This is a genomic window from Sporosarcina gallistercoris, assembly GCF_014836415.1.
GTDB lineage: Bacteria > Bacillota > Bacilli > Bacillales_A > Planococcaceae > Sporosarcina > Sporosarcina gallistercoris.
Window position 1 is genome coordinate 286,924 of the sequence record NZ_JACSQY010000003.1, and the last position, 12,536, is coordinate 299,459.

General features: G+C 40.0%; 10 protein-coding genes and 2 pseudogenes. 8 read left to right on the forward strand and 4 right to left on the reverse strand.

Annotation, left to right across the window (positions count from 1 at the left end; all coding sequences use genetic code 11):
• Positions 1 to 41 precede the first annotated feature (41 nt).
• On the reverse strand, positions 42 to 554 hold the full coding sequence (locus tag H9659_RS06730; RefSeq protein ID WP_191689155.1) for a hypothetical protein: 513 nt from the start codon (positions 552 to 554) through the stop codon (positions 42 to 44).
• A 246-nt stretch (positions 555 to 800) separates the two neighbouring features.
• Between H9659_RS06730 and H9659_RS06735 the strand changes: the two genes are divergently transcribed.
• The 5 genes from H9659_RS06735 (at position 801) to H9659_RS06750 (ending at position 6,699) form a co-directional block, all read left to right on the forward strand.
• The gene (locus H9659_RS06735; RefSeq protein ID WP_191689156.1) at positions 801 to 1,721 is read left to right on the forward strand and encodes an HNH endonuclease; all 921 of its coding nucleotides are present in this window, start codon (positions 801 to 803) and stop codon (positions 1,719 to 1,721) included.
• Positions 1,722 to 1,900: 179 nt separating this feature from the next.
• Positions 1,901 to 3,826, forward strand: coding sequence for a DNA/RNA helicase domain-containing protein (locus H9659_RS06740; protein ID WP_191689157.1), 1,926 nt, complete (start codon positions 1,901 to 1,903; stop codon positions 3,824 to 3,826).
• Positions 3,827 to 3,955: 129 nt separating this feature from the next.
• Positions 3,956 to 4,378, forward strand: coding sequence for a YkvA family protein (locus H9659_RS06745; RefSeq protein ID WP_191689158.1), 423 nt, complete (start codon positions 3,956 to 3,958; stop codon positions 4,376 to 4,378).
• A 177-nt stretch (positions 4,379 to 4,555) separates the two neighbouring features.
• On the forward strand, positions 4,556 to 4,687 hold the full coding sequence (locus tag H9659_RS15545; RefSeq protein ID WP_263618285.1) for a hypothetical protein: 132 nt from the start codon (positions 4,556 to 4,558) through the stop codon (positions 4,685 to 4,687).
• A 689-nt stretch (positions 4,688 to 5,376) separates the two neighbouring features.
• Entirely contained in the window at positions 5,377 to 6,699 is a 1,323-nt protein-coding gene (locus H9659_RS06750; RefSeq protein ID WP_191689159.1) for a hypothetical protein, read from the forward strand.
• Positions 6,700 to 6,824: 125 nt separating this feature from the next.
• Here the strand turns inward: H9659_RS06750 and H9659_RS06755 are convergent, their stop codons facing one another.
• Positions 6,825 to 7,676: a DegV family protein gene (locus H9659_RS06755; protein WP_191689160.1), complete on the reverse strand. Its 852-nt coding sequence runs from the start codon at positions 7,674 to 7,676 to the stop codon at positions 6,825 to 6,827.
• Between the two features lie 867 nt (positions 7,677 to 8,543).
• On the opposite strand from H9659_RS06755, the gene H9659_RS06760 reads away from it, so the two are divergent.
• The 3 genes from H9659_RS06760 (at position 8,544) to H9659_RS06770 (ending at position 11,949) form a co-directional block, all read left to right on the forward strand.
• Complete coding sequence (locus H9659_RS06760; protein ID WP_191689161.1) at positions 8,544 to 9,014, forward strand: hypothetical protein; 471 nt, start codon at positions 8,544 to 8,546, stop codon at positions 9,012 to 9,014.
• A gap of 146 nt (positions 9,015 to 9,160) precedes the next feature.
• Positions 9,161 to 9,553, forward strand: coding sequence for a DUF4362 domain-containing protein (locus H9659_RS06765; RefSeq protein ID WP_225217712.1), 393 nt, complete (start codon positions 9,161 to 9,163; stop codon positions 9,551 to 9,553).
• A gap of 347 nt (positions 9,554 to 9,900) precedes the next feature.
• Entirely contained in the window at positions 9,901 to 11,949 is a 2,049-nt protein-coding gene (locus H9659_RS06770) for a transglycosylase domain-containing protein (protein WP_225217698.1), read from the forward strand.
• A 113-nt stretch (positions 11,950 to 12,062) separates the two neighbouring features.
• On the opposite strand, the pseudogene H9659_RS06775 reads toward H9659_RS06770, so the two are convergent.
• Both H9659_RS06775 and H9659_RS06780 read right to left on the reverse strand, forming a co-directional pair.
• A pseudogene (locus H9659_RS06775) lies at positions 12,063 to 12,164 on the reverse strand (type II toxin-antitoxin system PemK/MazF family toxin); the annotation flags it as partial.
• Positions 12,164 to 12,415: pseudogene (locus H9659_RS06780) on the reverse strand (AbrB/MazE/SpoVT family DNA-binding domain-containing protein). The pseudogenes H9659_RS06775 and H9659_RS06780, both read right to left, overlap by 1 nt.
• Positions 12,416 to 12,536 lie beyond the last annotated feature (121 nt).

The window sequence follows — 12,536 nt, forward strand, 5'->3', positions numbered from 1 at the left end:
AGTAGTAGGAAGAAAGTTACGTTCACAGTCACTGAAAGCCGTCATTGACGATTTTGCTTCGATTCACTTTCCAAACGATGAAATTTCAACTCATGATCCGCAGTCTTATGGTTCACGTATGTGAAATCCGCTTCCATTCTCTTGAATCCTTCACGGGTCTCATTAAAACGCTGTGTCATTTCTTGGCGCGTGCCTTGCTGACCGCTTTGAATCACTTGAAGAGCCGTCTTCGTTTCCGCACGGAACTCCTTCAGCTCCGTTTCCAACCCGCCTATGCGTTGGTTCATCCCGTCAAATCTCTTGTCCATGCCATCAAAGCGTTGACCGATGCTATCAAATTTTTGATTGATACCATCAAAGCGTTGATCGATACTATCAAATTTTTGGTCGATGCCATCAAAGCGTTGACCGATGCTATCAAATTTTTGATCGATACCTTCAAAGCGCTGATCGATGCTATCAAATCTTTGATCCATACCTTCCAACTGTCTGTGGATAGGCTGAAGTGCGTCATCCAAGACGGATTTCAAAGTAGTGATTAACTCCTTATCCATAGTACTCCTCCTCTCGATTTGTTAGGTGTCTCATTTATGCATATAAAATCCATTAGTATCCATCCGAGTGTTTCCGATTAGTAGTACACTAAGAATACCACAGTTCGTGAATTATCTATATGTCGAACACCCGTTTAAACTGCGTATTTGCAGAAGAATCTTTATGACTAAAGGTGCAACTTTCACCATGAAACGCTATGATGAAAGCAGGGCAACATGCACCAGTTCGTAAAGGAGTGAAACCGTATGCAAAGTTACATCGTCATGCAAGGACGTACATACCAGGAAGAGAAGGAATTGGGAATCCTTTGGTCACTTCAAACCGACAGTGCCGGCAATCCCCAGCATTTCTGGGAACGGATGAAAGAAGTCAATGAAGGGGATCGGATCTTCCATTATGTGAAAGGGGATATCGTCGCTGTCAGTGTAGCGAAAAAAGGATATCGGGAAGAACGTAAGCCATCCACAATCGACCTGCCAGGCAATGAAAACGAAATAGGGTATCTAGTCGAGGCGGATTACTATGAACTTGAAAAGCCATTGACAATCGTCGACTCTTTTAATGAAATCCTTCCTCTTCTGCCCATAAAGTACTCTCCGTTTCAAGAGAACGCCAACGGAAACCAAGGCTATCTTTATCGGTGCAACGAAGAACTCACGATCAAGCTAGTGGAGCTGATCGGGGATCTGAATCGTTACGAAATCGATGATGAGCAATTGGAATTTGTCATGGGAACCGTGCGACGAACGGAACACGATTTCCTTACCCCAATCCTAGATGAAACTGAAGCGGAAGCGAAAACGAAAGTGCGACTAGGGCGCCAGCGTTTCCGAAACGAACTGTTGCCGCTCTGGAACAGTAAATGTGCCCTCTGTGAAATCGAGTTACCTGAGCTACTTCAAGCAAGTTACGCGAAACCATGGAAAGACAGCACGAACAGCGAACGAGTGGATCCGAATAACGGGATCCTTCTTTGTCGCAACCATGACGCATTGTACAATCATGGATTGATTGCGTTTGACGGCCAAGGAAAGATCCATATTTCAGCAAGCATGCCGGAAGAGGATTACGATAAGTATGGGCTGCATGGGAAGATGAGAGTGAATCGGACGGAGAAGAACAAGCCTTATTTGAAATGGCATAGGAAGCATATGTTTAAGGGGTGAACGAATTTATAGCTTGTCCAGATCTGTTGAGTTTCCAAACCGGTCTGGACTTTTTTTGATTAAAAACATCCGAGAATCAGACTCGCCATATTGTTGTCGAATTAACAAGTATTGTGACAATTTAAGAATGCTGGTAAGATGTGGATAGAGATAGAATCTTTCAGTAAGCTGGTGATTAAGTGATTATTTATGAGTCAACAAAAGAACAATTTGTCGGGGACGTCGTCAATGAGCTCCTTGTAGATCGTCTGTACAATTCCTATCAAAAGAAAATTGGAAGGACGAGTAGATCTGAAATTCGTTCATGGGAAAACTCACTTCAGAAGATGTCCAATGTCATGCAAGACGAGGACATTCCGAAAGATGCAGCGGTTGCGATAGAATTCAATATCCCGAATACATCCAAACGAGTGGATTTCTTAATCGCAGGTAACGATGGTGAGCAAGATCATGTTGTAATTGTGGAATTGAAACAATGGGAAGAGGTGGAGAAAGTTCCAACTCGGGACGGTCTTGTCCGTACATATGTCGGAAAAGGAACGCGAGAGGTCGTTCACCCATCCTATCAGGCTTGGTCGTATGCTGCGCTTATCGAAGACTTCAATGAGAACGTCCAGCAACAAGGAATCCAATTGAACCCGTGTGCGTACTTGCATAACTACAGGAAGACAGAGGACGACCCTTTAACAGATGGTCACTATGCTCCTCATATGGAGAAAGCACCGGTTTTCGCAAAAGGGGAAATTCAAAAGTTAAGAGCGTTCATTAAAAAGTATATTCGTATTGGTGATCAAAACCGATTAATCTATCAGATTGAAAATGGAAGAATCCGTCCTTCGAAATCATTACAGGACACGTTGAACAACATGCTGAAAGGTAACGATGAGTTCATCATGATCGATGAACAGAAAGTTTTCTATGAAGAAGCTTTTCACTTAGCGCTCAATAGTGTCCGGACGAATACTAAACAAGTCATGATTGTAGAAGGTGGTCCTGGAACAGGGAAATCTGTTCTTGCCATTAACCTTCTCGTGAAATTGATTGACCAGGAGCTGGTGGCGATGTATGTTACGAAAAATTCCGCTCCACGTAATATCTATTCCACTAAGTTGAAAAAGGATTTTAAGAAATCTCATATCGACAATCTGTTCAAAAGCTCTGGCAGTTTCACAGAAGCGACGCTCAATGAATTTGACATTCTAATTGTTGATGAAGCGCATCGTTTAAACGAGAAATCGGGTATGTTCCGCAACAAAGGCGAGAATCAAGTGAAAGAATTGATCAAAGGCTCTCACTTCACAATCTTTTTTATTGATGAGCATCAAAAAGTGACATTGAGCGATATTGGAAGTACGGATACTATTGAAAAATATGCCTCGGAATTTGGTGCAGAAGTCATCACTAGGAAATTGTTTTCCCAGTTCCGTTGTGATGGATCGGATGGTTACATCGCCTGGCTCGACGATGTGTTAGAAATCAGGTACACAGCGAATACGAACGACATGGGGATGGACTACGATTTTCGGATTTTTGACGATCCGAACAAGATGCTCGAGGAAATCGAAAAATTGAATGAGCAAAATAACAAATCCCGTATGATGGCAGGATATTGTTGGGAATGGCCGAAACCGAATCGTCTCGACGTCGAACACTTTGATATCACTTTGCCAGAACACAACTTCGGCATTAGCTGGAACATCGAGAACACGTGGGCCATTGAAAATTCTTCAGTCCGAGAAGCAGGGTGTATCCATACAGCACAAGGGCTGGAGTTCGATTACGTAGGTGTCATTATTGGTAATGATCTCCGAATGGAGAACGGCCAGCTTGTCACGGACTTTACGAAGCGAGCAAAGACAGACCAGTCGCTAAAAGGTATCAAGAAACTTGCTAAAGAAGACCCGGAGAAAGCACAAGCACTGGCGGATCCGATTATCCGGAATACATATCGAACGCTGATGACTCGGGGTCAGAAGGGATGCTTTGTCTATTGTACAAATCCTGAACTGCAAGGGTATTTGAAAGAGCGTTTGGAGACAGTAACGATGTATCAGAGGAAGAGGGAAAAGGATTTGTATTTGGTTGATGAGGGTGAGGAGTATTGAAGCTCAAAATTACTTGGAACGACGACTGTGTAAAAATATCATAAATGGTTGAACAAACACGATCGGAATTACAACAGAAATAACAGCTAACGGATAAAATACAAGTGAAAAATAGGAGTGTCTAGTTAAATGGAAAATACTAAACGAGATTATTCCAAGTACTTTACGGACAAGAAGTTTTGGGATAAGGTTCTGAAATTCGGTAAAAGTGCTGGGGTAAAAGTAACCTACACAGCCTTAATACTTTATTATACAATACAAAAACCATTAGTTCCTGCTAAAGCGAAAGCAGTAGTGTATGGTGCATTGGGCTATTTCATATTTCCATTCGATGTAATTCCTGATGTAATTCCAGTAGCAGGATATGCAGATGATATAGGTATGCTTCTTGGAGCTTTAGCCATAATTGCAATGTATATAGATACAGATACTAAACAACAGGCTCGAAATAAGATCGTCGAATGGTTTGGTGAAAGTGTAATGGATGAAGTTGCCTCTATTGATGATGAAATTGAAAAGAAAAAGAAGAAGAGTGAAGACGGTAAATCGTAATGAAGGAGAACTTCTGAAAACGATTTAAGACACAGCTCTGTAGGAGAGATCCAGGCTTAAAAAGCAGTAAGTGTCTGTTTAAAAACGACCATGAATTTTTGAATAAACATGATAGTTTCGTGCACAGGTAACACTCAGCAATTAGATATTGAAGTTATGGGTATAGGGGGAATCTGAATGGATTGGTTATGGGCATGGTTTGCATTCTCCCTTGCTGCCGGGGCGTTTTATAATTCCTACGAAGTGAAAAAGGAGAATAAAAAGTTAAGAGAAAGAATTGAAGAATTGGAAGATGAAGTATTTAAGTAATTTTAGTGATGAAATGAGTGCCTGTTTGTATTGTATGCGGTCCAGGTACCGGTTAACTAGGTGCCGATTAACTAGTAATAATAGCTGCTGTCTATTTTTATGAAATAGATTGAGTTAAAAACAAATAAACCATTGTTTTTAGGGTGAAAAGAAGTACCAATCATAGAACTTCCAAAAACCACTCCAATAAAAAGAGGAGCTGAAAAACAATGGTTACCCCAACGTTAAACCATATCCATGGGGGAACGGAAGTCATTGGAGCAGATTAATGCGAAGTCTGGGGGCGGGCTAATACTGCAAAGTAGATGTAGATGTGACTAAGTATGTGAATGCAGCGATTAACTTTACGATCTATGGGGATATTTTAAAAGGACCGTTTAAAATAAAAATTTGCTGCCTGTGTAAGAAACAATCATTAATGTTTCAACATAGTGAAAGGTACCTGTGCAAGAAACTATCATCCTAGTTCAAACAATTACGTATTCTTGTACAATCAAGTTAGTTCTTAGTGCAGCTTCTCTAAACACAAATAAGAATACAGTAAAATACGTTTAGTCAAAATGAGGACCTAACACTTCTGTGCTTTATCGATAACCTTGTTCATCTAATGGACGACCTTATGAAGAGTACCAACATGAAAAATGCTAAAAAAGTCACTAAAAGAAAATTAGAAAAGGGAAGGTAAATATATGGAATTAGATATTCCAGTAACAATTGCTGATCCAAAAATAATTAATGAGAAACTGCTTTCATCCGAAATTTATAATGGAGAGTTTAATATTCGATCAGGTAGTGGAAAATCTATAGACTTGAAAGGAACGATCAATTACCAAGTTCATCCTAAACCAAGCGTGCGCTTCAAAGGTGATGTCCTAAAAAGCAATAACGTGAAAAACTTCGATGAGCATGATTGGGAATTGACTACTAAAACGTGTAAAGAGATCTCTGGGAGTTTTATTATCACTTCTGTAAAATATACTAATAGCAAAACAAATAGCAGAGTAGAGGTCAATGGTGAACTTCAATATGAATTGAAAACATCACTTGATATAAAGTTAACAGAGGTCAAATTTTCATTAATAAACTTTATTAATAATTATGGAAGAGCATATAAATATGAAAATGCAATATATGCTGGAAGGGTAGAACTCAGTTTTAATCAATATAATATCTTAATAGATAAAGTTACTAATTCTAAAGAAATCTACAAGAAATTGAAAGAACAAGGTGGCTATGACATTACTCATATCGGACAAATTAGAAGGAAGGATGGAAAAGAATTTAAATTGTCTGATGTAGATAGTTTACTTGAGAACATTGCCTGGATTCTTTCCTTTGCTGCCGGTCGGCGAGTCGATTTAAATCATATATATTCTGATAGCGGAGATTATAAAATGATTTGTTACAGGTTGCCGGATATAAAAAAATGGAAATATATTTCTAATTGGTATCCCACTAATTCTTTAGAATCGCTTGAAAATCTACTGACATGCTTATTAACGCTAATGAAAGATGAGTACTGGTGTAAACAACTTCCAAGAATATTATCTCAGTATTTTGATGGTTTTGGCTCTTCGTATATTGATAACAAGATAATTATCATTCAAGCAGGATTAGAAACTATAGCTTGGGCATATTTTGTTGAAACTACTAAAGAATTAACTAGAACTAAATACGAAAGTTTACGTTCGGCAAAAAATAAAATAGGAAAACTGTTAAGAGAATTTAATATAGAAAATATAACCTCAGGTTTAAGTGGTTTGCAAGAAAAAAATGAATCAAGTCTATCTAGTTTGCAAAAATTCACTTCTTTAAGAAATGAACTTGTTCATCCTGAAAGAAATAAGAAAATTATTGATAGAGAACAACTTTACTTTCTATGGAGACTAGGAATTGTTTATCTAGAACTAGCAATTCTGGCCGTAGGAAAATATGAAGGAGATTATTTAAACATGACGATTAATTTAGATTCAAAACAGGAGAGGTTACAAAAAGTTCCCTGGACAGTATAAGTATAAATTAATTACACAGTGACCTATTATGTTTAATAGATGAAATTCGATGCCTGCGTAAGAAACAATCAAGAATGTTTGAACAAAAATGACTGTTTCGTGCACAGGCAGCGCAAAAAAATTACTTACACTTCCAACCCCGCAATACCGAAACCTCCAGGACCGGAATGCGTCGAGATCATCGCGCCAGCTTCAATCCACAAACTATTCTCGAATCCTTGTTCCAGCGCAATCTCGTCGATCCGTTGTTTGATCGTCTCACTCAGACCGATTGAATAGATAAAATAGATTTGCTGTCTGTCGATATTGTATTGTTGTAGATAATCATGAAACATACTTTCAGCGACCTTTTCCATTTTCCCGCGGTATTTCCGAGTCGACATAAGCTTACCGTCCACCAATTCAATACACGGCTTGATCTTCAGCAACGCACCACCAAGATACGCCATATTACTGACCCGTCCTCCAGCCCTCAGAAAGTCCAGGCTGCCGGGAAGGAATGCCAATCGTGACTTCGGAACCTTTGCCTTAACCATCTCCACCAGACGTTCAGGATCGATGTCAGGCTCTTTCTCGAGCAGGACAGCCGCATACATCACAACCGCAGCCAATCCCCCCGTGACATTCAACGCATCGAATACATATATATCCTCCATATCTTCCGCAGCCGTCAACGTATTCTGATAGGAAACAGACGCTTTGGATGTATAGCCTACATGAACGATGACACTATCAGGAAACTTCGTCCGGATAGTTTTGAAAAACTCCTGGTACTCATGCGTATTCGTCGCAGCGGTGGAAGGAATCTTTTTCGTGCGCTCATAGAAATTAAAGATGTCCTTAACAGGCAACTGTCCGTCTAAATAGTCCGTACCATCCATGATAACGTGCATCGGTACTACGTGAATGTTGTGTTTCTTCGCCAGAGATTCGGGTAGATCGGCACCGCTTTCGGTTGTTAGGATGATTTTTTTCACTGTATGTCGCCTCCAGTTTGTATTGTGTGAGGTAATGGATATAGTTTCACTATACAGGATATGTGGGTGGGGGTAGGGGATGTTTTAATTTGAAAGATGTATGAAAACAAACTTCAAAGTTCAAACAACCGCTATATTGTTTTAGAGCTATTAAATGATATGATTCTAGTAAGACATATACAATAGCGAATCTTGACGATCGGTATAAAGAAATAAAAGTTTCAAACTTCTGAATCACTCACTGACTAAGAGGTGACAAACGATGATTAAAGAGAAAATATATTTTGCGGGATATTTTTTACTGTTCCCACTGACATTCTTAATCAGTTCATTTGTATGGCGTTATGTTATGAAGGGAAAAGGGTTGGGCGAAGTAATGACCGATTCTTTGGCAATTCTAGCAATCTACTATTTCATTGTAAGTATCTTGTTCATAGGACGGATTAAACAAACACGTGAGTAGCAAAAAAAGATAATGGTGTGTGAAATAATCAAGAATGTATTCATTAACAAGAAAGCTTCTTAATATAGTAATCGTTTACGAATCGATGCGTCTATTAGTATCATTAATCTAAAAAGAGTAGAGGGATCGTTGCATGTCGATTTTAACGAAGTTTCTAGATTCACTAAAAACTGTAGGAAATGTGACACCCAAGACGTGCTATATCTGTAAACGGAAGACTTCAGGAATGAACGTTTTTCGGGATAGCAGAAATCGTTCAATAAGCGTTTGTCCACTTTGTACAGAATATGCGAATAGAAGAGCATTTCGCAAATAAGGAATCGCATTGTATGTGCACTGGCATCACTCACTGAGAATAATAGTGCATGCTTCAAAACATTTCTGCTACCACAAGGAGTATGTTTATGGATACTGGTGTATTGTTTTATAAAATTTTCGAAAAGAAAGTAGTAGCTGCTGATTATATTGAGTGGGCTTTTTGTATGTTGCAAAATGGAAGGTCTACCACCTCATTGAATGTACTTGTTTCTCTGAGAAAACCGTTAAATATTTTTGAGGTAGAGGATTATTTCAATAAGGCAATAAAGGAGCTAAATATTGCGCGGCCTACTTATGTAGAGAGTGCGAGGTATTACGTTCGTTATTTATTAAGAGAGATTGTTGAGGATTCGACTAAAGCCATGCATAATGCGTATGATATTTACAATATTACTCGTGAACATTCCCTCGAGGAGGAACACGAGAGATGGTATGAAATCAGCGAAATGATAGATGACATGTTGTATGGGGATAATAAAAATAACATTATGAGAACTGATTTAATAGAAGTTATTGTTCTTGAAGCCGAGCGTCAATTGAAAACCACGCATTTTTAATTGATCAAGCGATGGTCTGTATAAGAACAATCATAAATGCTTGAAGAAACGCGAAAATTTCTTGCATAGGCATCGCAAAAAATAAGGTCATTATACATAAAAGTACAGCAAATAACATTATATAGGGAGTGGATCTGGTGAAAAAAATGTCTATTCTTGTTTTAATTTCACTATCTCTTTTTGGCTGTGGTGAATATTCACCTTCTAAACATGATGTGGTCAATACACTTGGAACCATAAAGAATCTTGATCTACTTGAAAAATTCACGGAAGATGTATCAAACAATAAGGACAGTGAAGTTCGTGTGGTAAACTACACTGATGAAGGCGATCCAGTTATTCACGACTTGAAGTATTCAGATGAAAAGTTGAGTTCTAAAATTGATACAAGATTCGATGAGTTCGGAGATCACGGAGTAATAGAGGATACATGTAAGAGTATTGAAATAATAGAAAAAAGCGATCAAACGATTTATCAATTAAGTGGATGTGAAGTTTACAAAGAAGGACTTCCTATAACTATAATTCCAAGTGATTAATACCGATAATTTCCATAATGAAAAGCAGCCTACTGTAACAGGTGGGCTGTTTCTTTTTATCTAGGTCAAGGCATCTAAGAACGGGCGGCCTGCCTTCCTGGTCTACTAAAGGGACGTAAAGGGAAGAATGCCCCTATCACTCCCTTAGTATCCAGTTTGTATCTAGCTGTAAGTACCTGCGTGAAAAACAATCATTCATGTTTGTTTCTCACAAAGGTTTTTTATTCTTACACTCATATGAAACCCCCGTGGAAGTTAGACCTCGCAACTTTCAAAACCCACCTTTCGTCAATTGTATGCTGTCCACTTCTAATAAAACTACACAGTTAAAAAGCAGGAGAATCTATATGAAAAGATCTGAATATAAAAAACAACATAAGAAAGCAAGGAAAAAGAAAAGCAGCCTGAAGAAAAAGGTCATCCGTTTCGTAAGTATCGGTATTGTGCTTGCCGTCGTTTCTGTACTACTTGTACTGAATCTCTTCATCACATTTAGTGATGTCAGTGAACTCGAAGGACCTGCACCTCGATCGACGGTTATTTACGATCCGAACGGAGATGTGATCAGCAAGGTTTCAAATTCGAAAATAGAAGGTGTTTCGATCGATCAGATTCCGAATACGCTGGTTGAAGCTGTCATTTCCGTAGAAGATCAACGGTTCTACGAACATCACGGTATGAATTATTTGAGGATGGGGCGCGCCTTAGTCGAGAATGCGTTCAAAGGAAAGATCGTGTCAGGGGGCAGTACGATTACGCAGCAGCTTGCGAAAAATGTGTTTTTGACGCAGGAGCGTACGTTCTCGCGTAAATTTAAGGAGCTGATCTTTGCAAAGAAAATTGAACGGACGTTTTCGAAAGAGGAGATCATGGAACGTTACTTGAACTATATCTATTTCGGCAACGGGGCGTGGGGTGTCCAACGTGCGGCACAGACGTATTTTGGCAAAGATGTCAGTGAATTGACGTTAAGCGAATCTGCAACAATCGCAGGAATTATTAAAGCTCCATCAAATTTATCGCCTACAAAAAATATGGAAAAGTCGGTGAAGCGACGCAATCTGGTGTTGTCGCTGATGTTGCGTGAACAGTACATTAGTCAGGAAGAATATGATGAAGCAGTTGGACAGAAGCTGGTACTGTCTGATTCGACAGTGCCACGAAACGAAATGAACTATCCGTATTATATCGATCGTGTAGTAGACGAGGCGGTGAATACGTATGAGTTGACGAGGGATGAAGTGCTGTCCGGTGGATTGCATATTACGACAGCAATCAATCCAGTCGTCCAGAATGCGCTTGAAGACGTGTATGCGGATGACAGATATTTTCCGAAGAGCACTCCAGATCAGCTTTTGCAGAGTGCCTCTGTTTTCATAAATCCTAAAACGGGCGGAATCCTCGCATTAGTCGGTGGGAGAGGAGAATATACGCAAGGACGCTTCAACAATGCGACCAATCTCATCCGGCAGCCCGGATCTGCGCTAAAGCCGCTTGCCGTCTATACTCCGGCACTTGAGAACGGGTACCATATGTCGGATTTACTTGTGGATGAACCGATAGATATGGATGGCTACTCCCCGAAAAACATTGATCAGCAATACAGAGGGGAAGTCTCCATGTACGATGCGCTTACCCATTCGTATAATATCCCTCCCGTCTGGCTGTTGGATCAGATCGGCATCCAAGACGGCGTGAGTGCGGTGGAACGGTTTGGGATTTCATTGACAAAAAATGACCGTACACTTGGATTGGCGCTCGGATGGCTGGACAAAGGAACCTCTCCTTTACGGATGGCACAAGCGTTTTCCGCGTTTGCGAATGATGGCGTGATGGAAGAATCCCATGCGATTACAGAAATTAAAGATTCGGAAGGAAAAGTGCTCGGAAAGTGGCAGGGAGAGTCCGTGCAGGTGACAGATGCGGAAGTTGCCGAGCAAATGACGTATATGTTACAAGGAGCTGTAGAGGAAGGGACTGCGAACAAAGCACAGATTTCCGGTATGGACGTAGCGGGGAAGACGGGCACCACACAGCTCCCGTTTGAAGGAGTGGAAGGTTCCAAAGATCACTGGTTCGTCGGTTATACACCAGACATTGCCGGTGCGGTCTGGCTCGGTTATGATAAAACTGATGCCGACCATTATTTAACCTCTACCAGCAGCTCTACCGCACCCCCCATTTTCGCGCAGGTTGTTTCACAATCAGCCAGTGAATACTCTACGAAGAACTTTGATTTGTCGTTAATTGAGGATGATATAAAAGAACTGAAGAAGCAGAAGAAAAAGACGAAGGAAGAAAGAGAAAAGAAAGAGAAGAAAAAAGAAAAAGACGAGAAGAGAAAAGAGTTCTGGGAGAGTATTGAAAAGTGGGGACAGAAGTGGTTTAACGAGTAATGCGAGGTACCTGTGTGAGAAACTATCGTGTTAGTTTGAACAATCATGACAATTTAAACACTCACGTTAGTTTTGTACACAGGTACTTCAAAAACGGGTAATCGGTCAAACGACGACAAAACAATTGCAGTTCTTCTTCCGGCTTGCTCGTTGCTTGCTTGCGGATTGAAACTGATGACGATGAAGTCGCCTCTTCCGGGAATAGGTACCGACATTACATCAACTCATGTCCTTTACTTACGAAATCGATTTCCGTATGACGATTCTCGATTGTGATCTGTGATAACAATTCTTCAAGCGAATATTTCTTTTAAGGTTTTTTGGTTTTTAACGTAATCGTATTTTCATTCTCGAATACCTGCATTTCAAGTTCAGAGCCTGCTCCAATTCCGATACGGTCTACAGCTTCTTTTGGGATCCGGATTCCTAAACTGTTCCCCCATTTTTGAACGGCGATTGTGGACATGAAATCTATCCCTTTACGTTGCTTTTGGGGAGTTTGTTTACGCTTATTATCATCTCCGAGCTGATTTTTTTATACATTGTAGCTACATGAGAAGTAGATTCGATTCAACATCTGTTATCCA